General features: G+C 72.5%; 18 protein-coding genes. 10 read left to right on the forward strand and 8 right to left on the reverse strand.

Features of this window, described 5'->3' with window-relative positions:
- Positions 1-107: 107 nt before the first annotated feature.
- Positions 108-1,508 (reverse strand): trehalose-6-phosphate synthase, encoded by a 1,401-nt coding sequence (locus AB0I11_RS13655; RefSeq protein ID WP_357318594.1) that lies wholly within the window; start codon positions 1,506-1,508, stop codon positions 108-110.
- 318 nt (positions 1,509-1,826) lie between these two features.
- On the opposite strand from AB0I11_RS13655, the gene ettA reads away from it, so the two are divergent.
- The 4 genes from ettA (at position 1,827) to AB0I11_RS13675 (ending at position 5,359) form a co-directional block, all read left to right on the forward strand.
- Positions 1,827-3,503 carry an energy-dependent translational throttle protein EttA gene (gene ettA, locus AB0I11_RS13660; RefSeq protein WP_357318597.1) on the forward strand — a complete coding sequence of 559 codons (1,677 nt, stop codon included), beginning with the start codon at positions 1,827-1,829 and terminating at the stop codon, positions 3,501-3,503.
- Positions 3,504-3,516: 13 nt separating this feature from the next.
- Positions 3,517-3,960 carry a thioesterase family protein gene (locus tag AB0I11_RS13665; protein ID WP_357318600.1) on the forward strand — a complete coding sequence of 148 codons (444 nt, stop codon included), beginning with the start codon at positions 3,517-3,519 and terminating at the stop codon, positions 3,958-3,960.
- Positions 3,961-3,977: 17 nt separating this feature from the next.
- Positions 3,978-4,643, forward strand: a complete 666-nt coding sequence (locus AB0I11_RS13670) for a hypothetical protein (protein WP_357318760.1) — start codon at positions 3,978-3,980, stop codon at positions 4,641-4,643.
- A 131-nt stretch (positions 4,644-4,774) separates the two neighbouring features.
- Positions 4,775-5,359, forward strand: coding sequence for a YbjN domain-containing protein (locus tag AB0I11_RS13675; RefSeq protein ID WP_357318603.1), 585 nt, complete (start codon positions 4,775-4,777; stop codon positions 5,357-5,359).
- A 27-nt stretch (positions 5,360-5,386) separates the two neighbouring features.
- On the opposite strand, the gene AB0I11_RS13680 is transcribed toward AB0I11_RS13675, so the two are convergent.
- The 4 genes from AB0I11_RS13680 to AB0I11_RS13695 form a co-directional block, all read right to left on the reverse strand.
- Positions 5,387-5,776: a globin gene (locus AB0I11_RS13680; protein ID WP_357318763.1), complete on the reverse strand. Its 390-nt coding sequence runs from the start codon at positions 5,774-5,776 to the stop codon at positions 5,387-5,389.
- 76 nt (positions 5,777-5,852) lie between these two features.
- Positions 5,853-7,214: an MFS transporter gene (locus AB0I11_RS13685; RefSeq protein WP_357318606.1), complete on the reverse strand. Its 1,362-nt coding sequence runs from the start codon at positions 7,212-7,214 to the stop codon at positions 5,853-5,855.
- 243 nt (positions 7,215-7,457) lie between these two features.
- Entirely contained in the window at positions 7,458-8,477 is a 1,020-nt protein-coding gene (locus tag AB0I11_RS13690) for a mechanosensitive ion channel family protein (RefSeq protein WP_357318766.1), read from the reverse strand.
- A 184-nt stretch (positions 8,478-8,661) separates the two neighbouring features.
- Positions 8,662-9,813, reverse strand: coding sequence for an epoxide hydrolase family protein (locus AB0I11_RS13695; RefSeq protein ID WP_357318609.1), 1,152 nt, complete (start codon positions 9,811-9,813; stop codon positions 8,662-8,664).
- Between the two features lie 445 nt (positions 9,814-10,258).
- Between AB0I11_RS13695 and AB0I11_RS13700 the strand changes: the two genes are divergently transcribed.
- Positions 10,259-10,798 (forward strand): HNH endonuclease, encoded by a 540-nt coding sequence (locus tag AB0I11_RS13700; protein ID WP_357318612.1) that lies wholly within the window; start codon positions 10,259-10,261, stop codon positions 10,796-10,798.
- Positions 10,799-10,812: 14 nt separating this feature from the next.
- Here AB0I11_RS13700 and AB0I11_RS13705 read toward each other — a convergent pair whose 3' ends face one another.
- The 3 genes from AB0I11_RS13705 to AB0I11_RS13715 all read right to left on the reverse strand — a co-directional run bounded on the left by AB0I11_RS13705 (position 10,813) and on the right by AB0I11_RS13715 (position 12,788).
- Positions 10,813-11,670 carry a class F sortase gene (locus tag AB0I11_RS13705; protein WP_357318615.1) on the reverse strand — a complete coding sequence of 286 codons (858 nt, stop codon included), beginning with the start codon at positions 11,668-11,670 and terminating at the stop codon, positions 10,813-10,815.
- Between the two features lie 12 nt (positions 11,671-11,682).
- A complete protein-coding gene (locus tag AB0I11_RS13710; protein WP_357318618.1) occupies positions 11,683-12,192 on the reverse strand; it encodes a hypothetical protein in 510 nt (169 codons plus the stop codon).
- Positions 12,193-12,317: 125 nt separating this feature from the next.
- Entirely contained in the window at positions 12,318-12,788 is a 471-nt protein-coding gene (locus tag AB0I11_RS13715) for an Lrp/AsnC family transcriptional regulator (RefSeq protein WP_357318621.1), read from the reverse strand.
- 148 nt (positions 12,789-12,936) lie between these two features.
- On the opposite strand from AB0I11_RS13715, the gene AB0I11_RS13720 reads away from it, so the two are divergent.
- The 5 genes from AB0I11_RS13720 to AB0I11_RS13740 all read left to right on the forward strand — a co-directional run bounded on the left by AB0I11_RS13720 (position 12,937) and on the right by AB0I11_RS13740 (position 18,940).
- Positions 12,937-13,815 (forward strand): tryptophan 2,3-dioxygenase family protein, encoded by an 879-nt coding sequence (locus AB0I11_RS13720; protein WP_357318625.1) that lies wholly within the window; start codon positions 12,937-12,939, stop codon positions 13,813-13,815.
- Between the two features lie 14 nt (positions 13,816-13,829).
- A complete protein-coding gene (gene kynU / locus AB0I11_RS13725; protein ID WP_357318628.1) occupies positions 13,830-15,122 on the forward strand; it encodes a kynureninase in 1,293 nt (430 codons plus the stop codon).
- Positions 15,123-15,183: 61 nt separating this feature from the next.
- A complete protein-coding gene (locus AB0I11_RS13730) occupies positions 15,184-16,524 on the forward strand; it encodes an NAD(P)/FAD-dependent oxidoreductase (protein WP_357318631.1) in 1,341 nt (446 codons plus the stop codon).
- 20 nt (positions 16,525-16,544) lie between these two features.
- Positions 16,545-18,026 (forward strand): 2-hydroxymuconic semialdehyde dehydrogenase, encoded by a 1,482-nt coding sequence (locus AB0I11_RS13735; RefSeq protein WP_357318769.1) that lies wholly within the window; start codon positions 16,545-16,547, stop codon positions 18,024-18,026.
- 119 nt (positions 18,027-18,145) lie between these two features.
- Positions 18,146-18,940 carry a fumarylacetoacetate hydrolase family protein gene (locus AB0I11_RS13740; protein WP_357318634.1) on the forward strand — a complete coding sequence of 265 codons (795 nt, stop codon included), beginning with the start codon at positions 18,146-18,148 and terminating at the stop codon, positions 18,938-18,940.
- The last annotated feature ends 63 nt before the right edge of the window (positions 18,941-19,003 follow it).

A 19,003-nucleotide genomic window follows, 5' to 3' on the forward strand; every position in this document is an offset into this window, starting at 1 on the left:
CCTTTGCTTGCGACTGCGGGGCTCGCAGGATCGGCTCACACCTCGCGCTCACGGCATCACCTTTGCTCGCGACTGCGGGGCTCGCAGGATCGGCTCACACCTCGCGCTCACGCGGCCTCCGCATCGGGCACGCCCAGTTCGGTCAGGAAGGACTTCGCCCAGTGCCCCACGTCGTGGCTGCGCAGGTGGCGCTGCATGATCCGCATCCGGCGGCGGGCTTCGGGCTTCTCGACGTGCACGGCGCGCAGCAGCGCGTCCTTCACCGCGTCGGGGTCGTGCGGGTTACACAGGAACGCCTGGCGCAGCTCGGTGGCGGCGCCGGCGAACTCACTGAGCACGAGCGCGCCGCCCTGGTCGGCGCGCGATGCGACGTACTCCTTGGCCACCAGATTCATTCCGTCTCGCAGCGGGGTCACCATCATCACGTCTGCCGCGACGTACATCGCGGCGAGTTCGGAGCGACTGTACGACTGATGCAGATAATGCACTGCCGGCACGCCGACCCGTCCAAATTCGCCATTAATCCGACCAACCTCGCGTTCCACCTTGACGCGAAGTGCCTGGTAGTGCTCGACCCGCTCGCGACTCGGCGTGGCGACCTGCACCATAACCGCGTCCGGAACTGTCAACTTTCCGTCAGCGAGGAGTTCGCGGAAGGCCTTCAGCCGGAGTTCGATGCCCTTGGTGTAGTCGAGCCGGTCGACGCCCAGGACGATCGTCTTCGGGTTGCCCAGCTCCTCGCGGATCTGCTTGGCCCGGGCCTGGATGGCCGGGTCGGCGGCCATCCGCTCCATCTCCTTGGTGTCGATCGAGATGGGGAACGCGCCGGCCTTCACCTGCCGCCCGTCGACCTGGATCATCTGCCCCTCGTACCGGAGGCCGAGCAGGTGCCGGGCCAGCCGGACGAAGTTCTGCGCGGCCAGCCGCTGCTGGAAGCCGACCAGGTCGGCGCCGAGCAGGCCGCGCAGGATCTCGGTGCGGAACGGCATCTGCATGAACAGCTCGATCGGCGGGAACGGGATGTGCAGGAAGAACCCGATCCGCAGGTCCGGCCGCAGTTCGCGGAGCATCGCCGGCACGAGCTGGAGCTGGTAGTCCTGCACCCAGACCGTCGCCCCCTCGGCCGCGACATCCGCGGCGGCCTCCGCGAAGCGCGCGTTGACCAGCCGGTACGCCTCGCGCCAGCGGCGCTTGTAGGCCGGGGTCTCCACCGCGTCGTGGTAGAGCGGCCAGATCGTCGCGTTCGACTGCCCCTCGTAGTAGCGCTCGAGCTCCTCGGCGCTCAACGGCACCGGGTGCAGCCGGATCCCCTCCAGGTCGAACGGCTCCGGGGCGGCGCCGGTGCCCCCGGCCCAGCCGACCCAGGTGCCCTGGTGTTCGGCCAGGACCGGATGCAGCGCGGTCACCAGCCCGCCCGGACTGCGCCGCCACTGCCGCCCTTCGGGTGTGCTCACCTCGTCGACCGGCAGGCGGTTCGCCACTACGACAAAGGAGCTACGGACGGTCACGATCGGCCACCTCCGGGTGCTGACGGGTCCACCGCGATGAGCGTACTGAGCGTAGCTGCGGCGTCTGTTCCCCCGTGCCGGAGTCACCTACCCGTTCCAGATCCACCGAACCCCCCTCGTGATCTTGTTGACATCGGGCCCGGCCCGGCCCGCCGGCTGGCCCGCCCGGGCGGGGCGATGTGGGCGCAGCCCGGCGTACCTGTCAGGATTGACGATGGCGTGCGCGTGGCCGGCTGCCGGCCGGCGGCGGGCGGACCTCGCCGTCCGCGCCCGCGCCCCGCAAGCTCGCGATCGCAACCGACGGAGGTAGCCCGCACCGTGGCCCAGTTCATCTACGTCCTGGAAAAGGCGCGCAAGGCGCACGGCGACAAGGTCGTGCTCGACAACGTGACGCTGAACTTCCTGCCAGGGGCCAAGATCGGTGTGGTCGGCCCGAACGGCGCGGGTAAGTCCAGCCTCCTCAAGATCATGGCAGGTTGGGACCAGCCGAGCAACGGCGAGGCCCGGCTCATGCCCGGCTACACCGTGGGCATGCTGGCCCAGGAGCCGCCGCTCAACGACGCCAAGACCGTGCTCGGCAACATCGAGGAGGCGGTCGCCGAGACCAAGGCCCGGCTGGAGCGGTTCAACAAGATCGCCGAGCAGATGGCGACCGACTACTCCGACGAGCTGATGGAGGAGATGGGCAAGCTCCAGGAGGAGTTGGACCACGCCGACGCGTGGGACATCGACTCCAAGCTGGAACTGGCCATGGACGCGCTGCGCTGCCCGCCGCCGGACGCCGACGTGACCCAGCTCTCCGGTGGCGAGCGGCGCCGGGTGGCGCTGTGCAAGCTGCTGCTGGAGGCCCCCGACCTGCTGCTGCTCGACGAGCCCACCAACCACCTGGACGCGGAGAGCGTGCAGTGGCTGGAGCAGCACCTGGCCAAGTACGCCGGCACGGTGATCGCGATCACCCACGACCGGTACTTCCTCGACAACGTGGCCAACTGGATCCTCGAGCTGGACCGCGGCCGGACCTACCCGTACGAGGGCAACTACTCCACCTACCTGGAGAAGAAGGCCGCCCGGATGGCGGTCGAGGGTCGGCGCGACGCGAAGATGAAGAAGCGCCTCGACGAGGAGCTGGAGTGGGTCCGCTCCAACGCGAAGGCGCGGCAGACCAAGTCCAAGGCCCGCCTCGACCGCTACGAGGAGATGGCCACCGCCGCGGAGCAGACCCGCAAGCTGGACTTCGAGGAGATCCAGATCCCGCCGGGCCCGCGCCTGGGCAGCACCGTCATCGAGACGCACGGCCTGACCAAGGCGTTCGGTGACCGGGTGCTGATCGACAACCTGTCGTTCTCGCTGCCGCGCAACGGCATCGTCGGCATCATCGGCCCCAACGGCGTCGGCAAGACCACCCTGTTCAAGACCATCGTCGGGCTGGAGCAGCCGACCGGCGGCGAGGTCAAGGTCGGCCCCACCGTCTCGCTGTCCTACGTCGACCAGAACCGGCAGGGCCTGGCCGGCGACAAGACCGTCTGGGAGGTCGTCTCCGACGGGCTGGACCACCTCATGGTGGGCAAGGTCGAGATGCCGTCGCGGGCCTACATCGCGGCCTTCGGGTTCAAGGGGCCGGACCAGCAGAAGCCGACCAAGGTGCTCTCCGGTGGCGAGCGGAACCGGCTCAACCTGGCGCTGACCCTCAAGATCGGCGGCAACGTGATCCTGCTCGACGAGCCGACCAACGACCTCGACGTCGAGACGCTCGGCAGCCTGGAGAACGCGCTGCTGGAGTTCCCCGGCTGCGCCGTGGTCATCTCCCACGACCGGATGTTCCTGGACCGGGTCGCCACGCACATCCTGGCCTGGGAGGGCGACGACCAGAACCCGGCCAGGTGGTTCTGGTTCGAAGGCAACTTCGAGGCGTACGAGAAGAACAAGATCGACCGGCTGGGCGCCGAGGCCGCCCGTCCGCACCGGGTGACCTACCGCAAGCTCACCCGTGACTGAGCGGTGCTGACCCTTGGCTGACCGGTTCATCTACCACTGCGCGCTGCGCTGGTCCGACCTGGACGCGTACGGGCACGTCAACAACGCCCGCTTCCTCACCCTCTACGAGGAGGCCCGGGTGGCGATGATGTTCGCCGGCGGCCGGGCCTGGGGAGTGGGCTCGTTCGCCGACGGGGTCGTCATCCGCCGGCACGAGGTCGACTACCTGCGCCCGGTCGACTACGCGCTGGGCCGGGCCACCGCGGAGGCCGCCCCGGCGGTCCGGATCGAGCTCTGGGTGGAGCAGTTGCGGGCCGCGTCGTTCACCGTCGCCTACGAGCTGTACGACGGCGAGGTGCTGGCCAGCACTGCCCGTTCGGTGCTGGTCCCGTTCGACCTGGCCGCGCAGCGACCGCGCCGGATCTCCCCGGAGGAGCGGGCCTTCCTGCTCCGGTACGCCCCCGGGACGGCGCCGTGACCGGGGGCGCCGGGCCGGTGGTCGGGCACGGGCTGTCCGGGGTGGCCGACGCGGGCGCCTTCCTGGCCCGGCTGGTCCGGCTGGACCGGGGCGCCCTGGTCCGGCTCCGGCCGGTGCCGGACGCGGGCCGGACCGCCCTCTGGGCCCGGCTGCCGTGGGAGGTGCTGGTGGTCCGTACCGTCGCGGGCTCGGCCCCCGGCGACGTCACGGTGGCCGCCGCGGAGTTGCTCGGCGAACTGGAGGCGGGTGGGTCCGCGCTGCCCCGGCGCCGGGACGACGGGTGGCGCTGGGCACTGCCGCCGGCGGCGAGCCGGGCGGTGGAGGCGCTGCCCGCCGACGAGGTACGCCGGATCGCCACCGCGGCCGCCGGGACGCTGCGCGAGGCCGTCGCCCACGGGGTGGGTGGCCGCGCGGTGGGGCAGCGGATGGTGCGGGACGCGCTGCTGGACCACGTGGCGGTGGTGGTCACCCCGGACGACGCGCCGGACGCGCCGGACGCGCCGGTGGAGGTGTCGCAGCGGTTGGTCCAGGGGCTGGTCCGGATGGGCTTTCTCGGCCCGGGCGACGTCCAGGTGCGGGTGGCCGGCCGATGGGTCGGACTCGTGGGACCGTACGGAGCGACCTGGTCGCGGAAGGTCGCGGAACTCGCGCTGAGGCCGACCGTGGGTCAGCCGAAAGGATGACCCCTATTCGTTCTTCCGGTTTGGGGCGGCCGTTGGGGGGATGCCTCAACCCGGCTGTCCGGGTACCGTCCATCCTCGGATCCAACGCACCGTAGGCGGCTGGATCCGCTGGGGAGTGAGGTGCGCGAGCGATGCCGTGGTGGTCATGGCGCCCAGGTCCCGCCGCCGGCGGCGGCGATCCGGAAACTCGAACCGGGATCACAGTGGAGGAGAACGTCCGGGTCGGACCACCGACCCCCCGCCAGCCGGCGGACGACGTGGCCGCCGAGCGGTCGGTGATCGCCGACATGCCGGCCACCGTCGCGCCGGTCACGCTCAGCCGGGTCTGCGAGGCGCTCGACCTGCTCGACGTGCGCTACCTGGCCGACGGCGACGGCAACCTGCTGGCCATGTGGGAACGGCACGCCGTGCTGGTCACCCTGGAGGGGCCGGAGGACGAGATCCTGGTCATGCGGGCCCGGCCGCACGCGACGGTGCCGCCGGACTGGGCCGACCGGGCCTACCGGGTGGTCAACGAGTGGAACCACACCCGGCGGTTCTGCAAGGCGTACATCGGCGACCCGACCGAGCGCGGCCAGTTGCCGATCTACGCGGAACTCCAGGTCCCGCTCGGCGCGGGCACCCACGACGCGCTGCTGGTCGAGATGCTCGACTGCGGCGCCGCGGTGGCGACCACGTTCGTCGACTGGCTGCACGACGAGGGCGCGCTGCTCTGACCGGCGGGACGTCGGGGCCCGGCGCGGTCAGGCCCCGGCCGCCGGATCCTCCATCACGTTGACCATGAAGTACGCGGCCCGCTCCAGGTAGTCCCAGAACGCGGTGGCGATCTCCGGTGGCAGGTCCAGCCGGTCCACCGCCCGCCGCATGTGGTGCAGCCAGGCGTCCCGCTCGGCCGCCCCGATCCGGAACGACGCGTGCCGCATCCGCAGCCGGGGATGCCCGCGTTGCTCGGAGTAGGTGTGCGGGCCGCCCCAGTACTGCATGAGGAAGAGGGTCAACCGGTCGGCCGCCGGGCCGAGGTCCTCCTCGGGATACATCGGCCGCAGCAACGGGTCGGTGGCGACACCGGCGTAGAACTCGTCCACCAGCTTGCGGAAGGTGGGTTCGCCGCCGACCGCTTCGAAGAGGGTCATCGACTCGCCTGGGGAAGTCACCCACCCATCCTGCCAGGTCCGGTCGCGGGCCGGCCGCCGCCCACCGCCGGCCGGGTCAGGTGACCGCGTGCCGGCGCCGGGCCCGGTCGCCGGCCGCACGCGCCGGAACGTGCGGTCGGTGGCCCTCCGGGTCCGCCGAGTCGGCGCGGCTGGCCGCCGCGACCGCGGCGTCCACCGTCTCCGGGCGCGGCCAGGTCAGCGCCGCCGCCAGCATCAGCACCACGCCGACGGCGCTCCACACGCCGACCACGGCGGGGACCGCGAAGCGCTCGGCGAGCAGGCCGGTGACCAGCACCGCGGCGCCCTGGATGATCTGGGTGCCGCTGGCCATCACCCCGAACGCCCGGGCCCGGTAGCCGTCCGGCAGGGCGCGGACGAAGAGCCCGTTGGCCGTCGGCACCACCCCGGCGACGGCGAAGCCGCAGGCCGCGGCGAGCAACGCCACCACCACCGGCGGCGGGTCGAACAGGGCCGGGACGAGCACCAGCGGGGCGAGGACCGCCAGCGGGCGTAACAGGGTCAGCCGCCGGGCCGGCCCGACCAGCCGGCCGACCGCCAGCCCGCCGAGGATGTAGCCGACCGGGTTGGCGGCCATGATGACCGCCTGGGCGCTGCCGTTGCTCAGCGCCCCGCCGCTGCGCTCGGTCGCCCAGGCGGCGGCCAGGCCCTCCGGCACGATGGAGAAGAGCATCGCGCTGAACACCAGCACGGCGATGGCCCGCAGGACCGGCTGGCCGAAGACGATCTGGAAGCCCTGGGCGGTCTCCCGTAGCAGGTGGCTGCGGTGCGCGGCGGTCATCGCGGACGGCCGGTTCCGCAGGCCGAAGCGGACCAGGGCGGCCGACGCCGCGAAGGTGGCCGCGTTGACCAGCAGGGCGGCGGGCGGGCTGAACGCGGCGATCGCGGCGCCGATGAGGTAACCGAGGACCTGGGACGCCTGCCCCGCGCTGGAGATGACCGAGAGCCCGACCACCAGCCGGTCGCCGTGCAGGAGTTGCGGGATCACCGCCGAGCGCGCGGCCTGGCTCGGCGGGTTGGCCAGGGTGGCCAGGAAGAGCAGGACGAGGACCGCCCACGGCGGCACTCCGGGCAGCGCCACCAGCACCATCAGCGCCATCCGGAGCAGGTCGCAGGTCACCATGACCTGCCGGTAGCGGTGCCGCTCGGCGACCGCGGCGAGCACCGGGCCGCCGACCAGCCAGGGCAGGTAGCTCGCCGCGAACGCGGCGGCGGAGAGCGCCACCGAGTCGGTCTGCCGGTAGACGAGGAGGGTGACGGCGGCCTTCGCGATGTAGTCGCCGATCCAGGACAGGGCGGTGGCGGCGAAGAGCGCGCGGAACTCGGCCTGACCGAACACGTCGTGGAAGGTCGCCGGGCCCTCCGGGGCGGGTCGCTCGTCGGACACCGTCGCCTCCATCGCCCCCGGCGCCGGCCACTCGTGATGGCCTGACCGGGGACCGTCGTCAGATCTCGGATCAGCGAGGACACGGGCACGCTCAGGAAAGCGTGTTCACCGGATTCTGCCCGATTGTCTGAACCACGGCTAGGGTGAACGGATCGATCGTCGCTTGTCCGACTGAACGAACGGACGATACCCGAGGGGCCGCACGGAGCGCGACCCCCGAAATCGGTCCCCCGGAGCGGGCCGTGTGGCGGCCGCTCAGGTGGCCCCGCCGGTGCCCGTCTCGCCCCGGGTCGACGCCGGTGCGGGCACCCCCGGGTAGTGCCGGGCCGCCGCGATCCGGGCGGTGATGCCCGAGTTCTCCAGCGCCTCGGCCAGCCGGCGGCGCAACTCCCGGCCGACCGCGAACTGACCGTCGGCGGTGGTCTTGACCACGGTCCGGATCACCGAGCCGTCGACCGTGATCTGTTCCACGCCGAGCACCTCCGGCTCCTCGACGATCCGCGTAGACAACTCGGGATCCATCGCCACCGAGGCCGCCGCGGTACGCAGCACCGCGGTGGCCTCCTCGGTGCTGGCGAAGCCGATCGGCAGGTCGACCACCACCAGGGCCCAGCCCTGGCTCTTGTTGCCGACCCGGACGATCTCGCCGTTGCGGATGTACCAGAGCACGCCCCGGCCGTCCCGGACCGTGGTGACCCGCAGGCCGACCGCCTCGACCACCCCGGTCGCCTCGCCCAGGTCCACCGTGTCGCCCACGCCGTACTGGTCCTCGATCAGCATGAACAGGCCGGCGATCAGGTCCTTGACCAGGCTCTGCGCGCCGAAGCCGAGGGCCACGCCGGCGATGCCGGCGCTGGCCAGCAGCGGGGCCAGGTCGAAGCTGAACTCCTTGAGCACCATCAGCAGCGCGATGCCGAACACGAACGCGGTCACCAGGCTGCGCAGCACCGAGCCGATCGCCTCGGCGCGCTGGCGGCGGCGCTCCGGCACGAACTGCTCCGGGCTGAGCGAGGCGCTGGGGATCCGCTCCCGCAGCGGCCGCAGCATGGTCGGCACGGCGCCCTCGGTGGTGGTCCGGACCAGCCGGTTGATCGTCCGGTGCAGCGCCCAGCGGGCGGCCACGGCCAGCAGCAGGATCAGGATCACCCGCAGCGGCTTGAACAGGATCCAGTAGCTGCTCTCGGCGAACCAGGCGGAGTTGGTGACCTTGTACACCCACTCGCAGGAGCTGCTGCCCTGGCAGTCCGGGCGCCGGTCGGAAACGGCGGACAACAACGTGGCGATCAGCTCGGAGACGTTCACCCTGCTTTCGTACCGCACGCCGGCCGGGCGGTGATCGGTGACCCACCGGCACCCACGGGGCGGACCGTGTCATGCACGCCTGTCGCCGAGCCTCTCGATCGACGTGGGTCGAACCGGGCGCGGGAGCCGGGCCGAGGTGACCCGGCTCCCGTGCTGATCAGTTCGGGCGCAGCGACGTGAAGAACTGCCTCAGTTCGCCGGCGAGCAGGTCCGGTTCCTCCAGCGGCATGAAGTGTCCACCCCTGCCGGGTTCACTCCAGTGCCGGATGTCGGTGCAGGCGCGTTCGGCGATCTCGCGCGGGAAGTCGACCATCGACGGTTCGGTGCTCACCGTGAACGCCGCCGGCACCGTGATGTCAGGTCGTGGACTGTTGTGGTGGTAGTCGAAATACTGCCGGAACGAGGAGCCGATCGCGCCGGTCGCCCAGTACAGGGTGATGATCGTGAGCAGGGTGTCCCGGTCGAACCGGCTTGCCAGGTCCCCGTGGTTGTCGCTCCAGTCCCGGTACTTGTCGACGAGCCAGGCGGCCAGTCCGGCCGGTGAGTCCGCCAGCGCCGCGGCGATGGTGTCCGGCCGGGTGCCCATGATGGCGCTGTAGCCGCCATCGGTCTCGTCGTAGGCCGCATCGGCATCGAGAAACGCCTGCTCGGCCGGGGACAGCGGGCGGGCGTCGAAGCTGGCCGGGAACGGTGGGTGGATCATGTGGATGCCCACCACCTGCTCGGGATACCGGGCGCCCAGCCAGCCGGTGACTACGCCGCCGACGTCCCCACCGAAGGCGCCGTAACGCTGGTAGCCGAGGACGTCGGTCATCAAAAGGTGCAGCGTCTGCGCCATCGCGGCCCGGGTGAGCGGACCCTTCGGCAGCTCCGAGTACAGAAAGCCCGGCAGTGAGGGCACCACCACGTCGAATGCGTCGGCGGGGTCGGCCCCGTACTTCGCGGGATCGGTCAGGCGATCGGCCAGCGGCAACATCTCCACGAAGCTGCTGGGCCAGCCGTGACCGAGGATCAGCGGCAGCGGCGCGGGCGCGCCGGCCGGACGCACCCCGGGCAGGTGCAGGAAGTGCAGGCGCCGGCCACCGATCCGGGCCTGGTAATGCGGCAACGCGTTGAGCTCGGCTTCCCGAGCCCGCCAGTCGAACCCGTCGGCCCAGTAGGACACCAGGTCCCGCAGGTAGTCGGGGTCCGCGCCGGCCTGCCACGGCCGATCGCCGCTGCGGTCCGTGAAGCGGGTACGGGCCAGTCGGGCCCGCAGGTCGTCGAGTACCTCGTCGGATACGTCGATACGGAACGGGGAGAAGGTCATTGTTCCTCCGGTCAGGAGGGCGCTCCCCGACGCGAAGTCAGCGGACCGGGATGGCCGGGTGGAGCGCCCAGACGTGATCTTGGGTGTTCACCGGGCTCACCTCCCCTCATCGCTGACTTGATCACCCTACCCACACCGCCCTTCCCACCGCCAGCCCGAAGATCATCGGACGGACGTCCGCCAGGGGCGCAACCGATACCGACAAGGGTTGTGGAACGAGGGCAGACAACGCCGGGAATCACCCCGGCCGGAGCGGAGATCCGCCCAATGCGGGTGATCCGCCGGCCCGAAGCCAGATTCGTGCGTGCAATCCGGGGCGCGATCAGGGACGATGGGCGCAACGGACGTCGGTGATCCGGCCGGCGTCGGTGTCGTTCCCCGCTGCCCGCGGGGGCGGGCCCGGCGCGACAGCGGCAGGAGCGGCTGGACCGGGAGGGTGAGCGCGATGCCTGACATACGACCCACCGCGGGCTCCGGTGCGCTGGTTCTCAACGCCACCTACGAGCCGCTGTGTGTCGTGTCGGTGCGTCGTGCCGCCATCCTCGTGCTCTCCGCCAAGGCGGTCTGTGTCGCCGACGGCGACGGCATCCTGCACAGCGCGCGCAATGCGCTGCCGGTCCCCTCGGTGGTCCGGCTCACCCGCTACGTCCGGGTCCCGTACCGCACCCACATCGGGCTCTCCCGCCGGGCGATCTTCGCCCGTGACGGCTGGCGCTGCGCGTACTGCCGCGGGCCGGCGGAGACCATCGACCACGTCTTCCCGCGCAGCCGGGGCGGCCGGCACGCCTGGGAGAACGTGGTGGCGGCGTGCGCCCGGTGCAACCACACCAAAGGCGACAAGACCCCGGCCGAGCTGGGCTGGCGGCTGCACAACCCGCCGGCGATCCCCAAGGGGACGGCGTGGCGGGTGCTCGGGCACCGGGCGCCGGATCCGCGCTGGGCGGACTGGCTCGACCTGCGCGAGCCCGAGTCCGAGGCGGCCTGACCCGGCCGCGCCGCTCAGCGCCGCGCCTGCACCAGCGAGGCGTACACCACCAGGTTGTCGGCGTACCCGGTCTCGCCGCCCACCCAGCGCCCACCGCAGGTGATCAGCCGCAGGTTGGGGCGGCTGAAGTCGCCGTACACGTCCGCCACCGGCAGGCGCTCCTTGCCGTAGCGCTCGATCCGGGTCACCTCGAAGACGGCGACCGAGTGGTCCTCGCGGGTCACCTCGATCCGGTCGCCGTCGTCGAGGTTCTTCAGGTCGTGGAAGACGGCGGGTCCGGTGGTCGTGTCGACGTGCCCGACGATCACCGCCGGCCCGTACTGCCCGGGGGTGGGGCCCTGGTCGTACCAGCCGACCTCGCCGGCGCGTCCGACGTCCGGTACGGCGATGCTGCCGTCGGAGGCGAGGCCGACCCGGTGCACCGGCGCCCGCAGGTCGATCTCGTTGATGCTGAGGTCGGTCGGCGGGCTGGCGGTCAGCACGGGGAACTTCTTCGGCGGCGGGCGCAGCCCGGCGGTGAGCTGCTCGGGCAGCACGCTGATCCCGGTCACCCGTTCCACCCCGAGCATCGCCACGATCAGCGCCATCAGCGCGGCGACCACCAGCACCGGGGCGCCCGGGCCACGCTGGCCGGCGTACCGCGGCTGGCCGGCGGCCCCGGTGCGGACCGGGACCGGGCGGGTCGGCGGCTCGGTGGTGGTGACGCTGGCCGAGAAGGCGTGCCCGGCGGCGCGGGCGAACCGGCGCGCGGCGCGGGACACCAGGCGGACGCCGGTCCCGGCCGCCGATCCGGTCCGGTGCCGGCCCGGCCGGCGTAGGCCCCGGTCCGGCTGCGACCGGGGGCGGTCGTGGCGGCGCGATGAGCGGGCCATGGCCGTGCCCCGTCAGAAGCGGCTACCGGTCTTGCGCCGGGCACTCACGCCCGCCACCACCGCCACCGCGACCAGACCGCCGACCAGCAGCAGCGAGCCGGCGCCGCGGCCGCCCGCGGTGCCGCCACCCCCGGTCGCCGGGCCCTTGCTCGGCTGCGCCATGTTCAGCACGGTGAGCATGGTCGAGGCGGTGTTGCCGTTGGAGCAGGTCAGGTTCACCGGGTAGTCGCCGGGCGCCTTGTTGCCCGGAATGGTGACCGCGCCGGTGAGGAAGCCGTTGCTCGGTCGGAGCATGACCCGACCGAAGGCGTCCGAGTTCACCTGGGCCTGCCGGTCGTTGTTGTTGTCGCAGCTGGCCCGGATGCTCACCCGGGTGCCGGCCTGGGCGCTGTTCGGCGTCACCTCGACGAAGACGTTCTCCCCGGCCCGGGCCGGGGAGACACCGATCAGGACGAACGCCGCGACCAGGCCGAGCACGCTCAGCACGGCCGAGATGGCGCGGCGGGACAGGAGCCCTCGCATGATTCCCCCCTTCCGGTGCGGTGCACCGGAATCCTGCTGACGGGCAGTGGGGGCCTGCATTCCCGGGGGGTTCAGGTGTTAACGGGGGCCCGGCGGCCAACCCCCGGGCGGCCCGTCCCTCCAGCTCAGCGGCGGCGGCCGGGCGGGGGCGGCGCGGCCGGCGGCAGCGGGGTGACCGGGTGCCAGTCCAGCGGGGTGGAGAGGACCATCGTGCTGGACGGCTGGCCGTACGGGGCGAGCCGGTCGATGACCGCCTCGAACTCGCCCATCGACCCGGCCGCCACCTTGAGCATGCTGCACGCGTCCCCGGTGATCCGGTGGATCTCCATGATCTCCGGCCAGTGCGCCACCTCGGGGTCGTTGAGGATGCAGCGCGAGCCGTAGCAGGACATCCGGATCATCGCGAGCACGGTCCGGCCGGCCCGGGTCAGGTCCACCCGGGCGTGGTAGCCGGTGATCACCCCGGACTCCTCCAGCCGGCGGACCCGCTCGGCCACCGCCGGCGGGGACAGGTGCACCCGGCGGGACAACTCGCTGTACGAGAGCCGGGCGTCGGCCTGGAGTTCGCGCAGCAGCGCCCAGTCCATGTCGTCCACGCGGTGACCTTTCTTCCGTGAAGTCGAACGCGGCAGAAGCCTTCAGAGTGAGAAGTGCTCCCACCGTACCGCCGTTGAACAGGCATTCCATCTGCCGATCCACCCCCGGCATCATGGCCTCTACCGCGCGTACGGAGGGAGACGACGGGTGGAACAGACCACGGTTGTCCGTCCGGCCACCCCGCAGCAGCGGGCGGCCAGGGCGGCGCGTAACGGGGGCGAGCCGACGCTGGAGTTCAGCGACCGGGTGCCCTATGACGCGTACGTGCGGGCGAGCACGCTGCACCGGCTCCAGCAGCCGCTGAGCGACGACCCCGGCGAGATGTCCTTCCTGATGGTCAGCCAGATCATGGAGCTGTACTTCGGGCTGACCTGTCACGAGCTGCGGCACGCCCAGCGGGAGCTGCGGGCCGACCGGATCTGGGAGGCGCTGCCGCCGTTGCGCCGGGCCGCCCTGCACCTGGAGGGGCTCAACGCCGCCTGGCAGGGGCTGCGCTGGATGACCCCGGCCGACTTCAACCGGTTCCGCGACCGGCTCGGCGAGGGCTCCGGATTCCAGTCGGCGATGTACCGCCAGCTGGAGTTCCTGCTCGGGCTGCGCGACCCGGCGCTGATCCGGCCGTTCCGCCGGCAGGCCGAGGTGCACGCGGAGCTGACCGCCGCGCTGGACACGCCGAGCCTCTGGGACGACGTGGTCGCCCTGCTCGCCCGGCGCGGCTTCGACCTCCCCGACGACCTGCTGGCGCGGGACGTGTCGGCCGAGCACGAGGCGCACCCGGCCGTCGAGGCCGCCTGGGTGCGGATCTACGGCGACGCCGGCCCGGAGAACCACCTGCGGCTGCTCGGCGACGCGCTGACCGAGGTGGCCGAGGGGTTCGGCGACTGGCGCTGGCACCACATCAAGGCCGTGCAGCGTTCGATGGGCGCCAAGGTCGGCAGCGGTGGTTCCGCCGGCCTGGCATGGTTGCAGCGCAGCATGGCCCGGGTGGTCTTCCCCGAGCTGTGGTCGGCCCGCACCGCGATGTGACCGGAGAACAGGACATGCACACCGAAGAAGTCGAAGCCCGCAAGCTCGACGCCGACGACCCCGGTCACCGGCACCTGTTCCTGGTGCCGCCCGCCGACGGCGGCCGCTACCCGGAGGCGGCGTACCTGGCCGGCAACTCGCTGGGCCTGCAACCCCGGGCCACCCGCGACGAACTCCTCGCCGACCTGGACGCCTGGCGCCGGCTGGGCGTCGAGGGGCACCTGGAGGCGGAGCGGCCCTGGCTGCCGTACCACGAGCTGCTGACCGCGCCGGCCGCGCGACTGGTCGGCGCGCTCCCCGCGGAGACCGTGGTGATGAACTCCCTCACGGTCAACCTGCACCTGCTGATGGTGAGCTTCTACCGGCCGGCGGGGGAGCGCACCCGGATCGTCATCGAGGACAGCGCCTTTCCCTCGGACAGCTACGCGGTGCGCAGCCAGGCCCGCTTCCACGGCCTCGACCCGGACACCACGGTGGTCCGGCTCAAGCCGCGCCCCGGCGAGGACACCCTGCGGACGCGGGACGTGCTCGACTTCCTGGCCACCGAGGGGCACACCGTCGCGCTGCTGCTGCTCGGCGGCGTCAACTACCTGACCGGCGAGCTGATGGACCTGCCGGCGATCACCGCGGCCGGCCGCGCCGCGGGTGCGGTGGTCGGCTGGGACCTGGCGCACGCGGTCGGCAACGTCCCGCTGGCCCTGCACGACTGGGACGTCGACTTCGCCGCCTGGTGCTCCTACAAGTACCTGAACTCCGGGCCGGGCGCGCTGGCCGGCGTCTTCGTGCACGAGCGGCACCTGGGCGACCCGACGCTGCCCCGCTTCGAGGGCTGGTGGAGCACCGAGGCGGCCACCCGGTTCCAGATGACCCCGGTGTCCCGGCCGCCGGCCACCGTCGAGGCGTGGCAGATCTCCAACCCGCCGATCTTCGCGATGGGGCCGGTGCGTACCTCCCTGGAGCTGTTCGACTCGGTCGGCATGCCGGCGCTGCGGGAGCGCAGCCTCCGGCTCACCGGCTACCTGGAGCGGCTGCTCGACGAGGTGACCGCCGACCGGCCGCTGACCGTGGTCACCCCGCGCGACCCCGAGCGGCGGGGCTGCCAGCTCTCGGTCCGGATCGGGGCGGGTGCCGGGAGCGCGCCGGGCGGCGCCAACGAGCTGACCCGGCGGCTGCGGCACGAGCACGGCGTGATCGCCGACGCCCGGGAGCCGGACATCGTGCGGTTCGCCCCGGTGCCGCTCTACTCGACGTACCACGACTGCTGGCGGGTCGCCGACGCGCTGGCCGCGACGGTGGAGATCCGGTGAGCGCGAGGAGTGAGCCGGTGCTGCGAGCCCCGCAGTCGCGAACGAAAGGCAGGCACTACCGATGACCGAACGCGATGAGATCGCCGTCGTCGGCGCCGGGCTGGCCGGCTGCCTGCTGGCCTGCTTCCTGGCCCGGCGCGGCTACCCGGTCGCCCTCTACGAGCGGCGGCCCGACCCGCGCACCGGGACGGTGGAGCGGGGCCGCTCGATCAACCTGGCGCTCTCCGACCGGGGGCTGGACGCGTTGCGCCGGATCGGCCTGGACGAGCAGGTGATGGCCGACGCGCTGCCGATGCGCGGCCGGATGATCCACCCGGTCGAGGGGGAGGCGCAGTTCCAGTCGTACAGCGTCTCCGGCGACCGGGCGATCAACTCGATCAGCCGGGGCGCGCTGAACAACGCGCTGCTCAACGCCGCCGCCGCCCGGCCCGGCGTGCGGCTCGCCTTCGACCACCGGCTGGTCGGCCTCGACCCGGCCAGCGGCGAGATGACCTTCGAGACCCCGCAGGGCAAGGTCACCGAGACCGCGTCGGTCGTCCTCGGCGCCGACGGCGCCGGCTCCGCGGTGCGTGGGCAGCTGCTCGCGTACGGGGTGCTGACCGAGAGCCTGGACTTCCTCGACTACGGCTACAAGGAACTCACCATCCCGCCGATCGGCGGCGAGTTCGCCCTGGACCCGGGCGCGCTGCACATCTGGCCGCGCGGCACCTCGATGATGATCGCGTTGCCCAACCCGGACCGCTCGTTCACCTGCACGCTGTTCTGGCCCACCCACGGCACCGAGAGCTTCGCCTCGCTGGGCAGCCCGGCGGCCATCGAGCGGTACTTCGCCACCCACTACCCGGACCTGGTGCCGCTCGCCCCGAACCTGGTCGACGACTACCAGCACAACCCGGTCGGTGTGCTCGGCACGGTCCGCTGCACGCCCTGGCAGGTGGCCGGGAAGGTGGGCCTGCTCGGCGACGCGGCGCACGCCATCGTGCCGTTCTACGGCCAGGGCGCGAACTGCGCCTTCGAGGATGTCGTCGAGCTGGACCGCTGCCTGGACGAGTGCGGGGACCAGTGGGCGTCGGCGCTGCCGCTGTTCCAGCACCGCCGGCAGGCCAACGCCGAGGCGATCGCCCGGATGGCGCTGGCCAACTTCGTGGAGATGCGGGACAAAGTCGCCTCCCCGGTGTTCCAGACCCGCAAGAAGATCGAGCACGCGTTGGAGCGGGCCCTGCCCGGCCGGTACGTGTCGCAGTACGAACTGGTCTCCTTCTCCACCACCCCGTACGCGCAGGTGCGCCGCCGGGTGCGCCGGCAGTACCAGGTGGTGGGGGCGGTGGGGGCGGTGGCGGCGGGCGCGCTGGCCATGCTGGCCGGCGCCGTGGTGGCGGTCGGGCGCGGGAGGCGGCGATGACGCTCTGGGATCCCCGGCTGATGGCCGGGCAGGCGCCGGACGGCCCCGGCCTGCTGCGCAACTTCGTCGGCGGCGCGTTCACCGACACCGGCACCCGGTTCACCAAGCGCAGCCCGGTCACCGGCGAACCCGTCTTCGAGGTGGTCGAGGCGTCGTCGTCCGTGGTGGACGACGCGGTCGCCGCGGCCCGGGCGGCGCTGCGCGGGCCGTGGGGGCGGATGGGTGAGCGGGAGCGCGCCGAGGTGCTGCGCCGGGTCGCCGACGAGCTGGAACGCCGCTTCGACGACATGGTCGCCGCCGAGGTGGCGGACACCGGCAAGGCCATCTCCCAGGCCCGTACGCTGGACATCCCGCGGGGCGCCGCCAACTTCCGGGCGTTCGCCGAGATCGTGGCGACAGCGCCGACCGAGTCGTTCACCACGGTCACCCCGACCGGCGGCCGGGCGCTGAACTACGCGGTCCGCAAGCCGGTCGGCGTGGTCGCCGTCATCGTGCCGTGGAACCTGCCGCTGCTCCTGCTCACCTGGAAGGTGGCCCCCGCGCTGGCCTGCGGCAACGCGGTGATCGTGAAGCCCAGCGAGGAGACCCCCGCCTCGGCCACCCTGCTGGCCGAGGTGATGGCCGCCGCCGGCGTGCCGGCGGGCGTGTTCAACCTCGTGCACGGCTTCGGCCCCGGCTCGGCCGGCGAGCACCTGACCCGGCACCCGGGCGTGGACGCGATCACCTTCACCGGCGAGTCGGCCACCGGCAGCGCCATCATGCGCGCCGCCGCCGACGGGGTGAAGGCGGTCAGCTTCGAGCTGGGCGGCAAGAACGCCGGGCTGGTCTTCGCCGACGCCGACCTGGACGCCGCGGTGGCCGGCTCGGTCCGGTCCAGCTTCACCAACGGCGGCCAGGTCTGCCTCTGCACCGAACGGATCTACGTGCAGCGGCCGGTCTTCGAGGAGTTCACCGCCCGGCTGGCCAAGCGCGCCGACGAGCTGGCGTACGGCTGGCCGGCGGACGAGGCGACGGTGAACATGCCGCTGATCTCGCACAGCCACCGGGACAAGGTGCTCGGCCACTACGACCTGGCCCGTACCGAGGGCGCCGAGGTGCGCGCCGGGGGCGGGACGCCGCGCTTCGGCGACGCCCGCGACGGCGGCGCGTACGTGCAGCCGACGGTGCTCACCGGGTTGCGGCCGGACGCCCGCACCAACCGGGAGGAGATCTTCGGACCGGTGGTGCACGTCGCGCCGTTCGACGACGAGGACGAGGCGTACGCCCTGGCCAACGGCACCGACTACGGCCTGGCGGCGACGGTCTGGACCCGGGACGTGGGACGCGCGCACCGGGCCGGGGCCCGGCTGGACGCCGGGATCGTCTGGGTGAACACCTGGTTCCTGCGCGACCTGCGCACCCCGTTCGGCGGCGTGAAGGCGTCCGGCATCGGCCGGGAGGGCGGCGTGCACTCGCTCGACTTCTACTCCGAACTCACCAACGTCTGCGTGGACCTGTCGTGAGCGGCCGGGGGACCGGCGGTGGTGCGCGCGGCGGGCAGAATGGCCGGCATCGTGAGCGCGCGGAGCGGGCCGGAGCGGCGGACCGCACGCAGCGCCGTGAGCGAACGCGAGGAGCCGGCATGACCGTCGACATCGAGGCCGCCAACCGGGAACTGGCCACGGCCCGGCAGGACGAGAAGCCCTGCCCGCCGCTGCGCGGCCGGTTGCTGCCGGAGGGCGACATCGAGGCCGCCTACCAGGTGCAGCAGGTCTACACCCGGCAGCGGCTCGGCAAGGGCTACCGCCGGGTGGGGGCGAAGATCGGGCTCACCTCCCGGGCGGTGCAGGAGAGCTTCGGCGTCTTCCAGCCCGACTTCGGAGTGCTCTTCGACGACATGGCCGTACCGGACGGGGTCGAGGTGCCGATCGGGCGGCTGCTGCAACCGCGGGTGGAGGCGGAGATCGCCTTCGTGCTCGGCCGGGACCTGCCCGACGAGCGGGTCACCACCGTCGACCTGCTCCGCGCCGTCGACCACGTGCTGCCGGCCATCGAGATCGTCGACTCGCGGATCGCCGGCTGGGACATCTCCATCGTGGACACCGTGGCGGACAACGCCTCCAGCGGGCTCTTCGTGCTCGGCACCGCGCCGCGTCGGCTCGCCGACGTGGACCTGCGGCTGGCCGGCATGGTGCTGGAGCACGCCGGGGAGCCGGTCTCGGTGGGCGCCGGGGCGGCCTGCCTCGGCAACCCGCTGCACGCGCTGGAGTGGCTGGCCGGCACCATGGCCCGCGCCGGCGACCCGCTCAAGGCCGGGGACGTGGTGCTGTCCGGGGCGCTCGGCCCGATGGTGCCGGTGACGCCGGGCGCCGCCTACGAGGCGCGGATCTCCGGGCTCGGCTCGGTGCGGACCTGTTTCTCCAAGGAGACGCGATGAGCGAGCGTCAGCGAGCGAATCATCAACGCAGCCGCCTGGTGCCTCATGGTGGCACGAAGCGAA

The organism is Micromonospora sp. NPDC050495, from assembly GCF_040655175.1.
Taxonomy (GTDB): Bacteria; Actinomycetota; Actinomycetes; order Mycobacteriales; family Micromonosporaceae; genus Micromonospora.

Excerpts from the sequence above, each read along its gene's own strand:
- AB0I11_RS13675 (WP_357318603.1), top strand. The coding sequence starts at position 4,775 with ATGCCGTGGTGGTCATGGCGCCCAGGTCCCGCCGCCGGCGGCGGCGAT.
- AB0I11_RS13680 (WP_357318763.1), bottom strand. The coding sequence starts at position 5,776 with ATGACCCTCTTCGAAGCGGTCGGCGGCGAACCCACCTTCCGCAAGCTG.
- AB0I11_RS13685 (WP_357318606.1), bottom strand. The coding sequence starts at position 7,214 with ATGGAGGCGACGGTGTCCGACGAGCGACCCGCCCCGGAGGGCCCGGCG.
- AB0I11_RS13695 (WP_357318609.1), bottom strand. The coding sequence starts at position 9,813 with ATGACCTTCTCCCCGTTCCGTATCGACGTATCCGACGAGGTACTCGAC.
- AB0I11_RS13700 (WP_357318612.1), top strand. The coding sequence starts at position 10,259 with ATGCCTGACATACGACCCACCGCGGGCTCCGGTGCGCTGGTTCTCAAC.
- AB0I11_RS13705 (WP_357318615.1), bottom strand. The coding sequence starts at position 11,670 with ATGGCCCGCTCATCGCGCCGCCACGACCGCCCCCGGTCGCAGCCGGAC.
- AB0I11_RS13710 (WP_357318618.1), bottom strand. The coding sequence starts at position 12,192 with ATGCGAGGGCTCCTGTCCCGCCGCGCCATCTCGGCCGTGCTGAGCGTG.
- kynU (WP_357318628.1), top strand. The coding sequence starts at position 13,830 with ATGCACACCGAAGAAGTCGAAGCCCGCAAGCTCGACGCCGACGACCCC.
- AB0I11_RS13730 (WP_357318631.1), top strand. The coding sequence starts at position 15,184 with ATGACCGAACGCGATGAGATCGCCGTCGTCGGCGCCGGGCTGGCCGGC.
- AB0I11_RS13735 (WP_357318769.1), top strand. The coding sequence starts at position 16,545 with ATGGCCGGGCAGGCGCCGGACGGCCCCGGCCTGCTGCGCAACTTCGTC.
- AB0I11_RS13740 (WP_357318634.1), top strand. The coding sequence starts at position 18,146 with ATGACCGTCGACATCGAGGCCGCCAACCGGGAACTGGCCACGGCCCGG.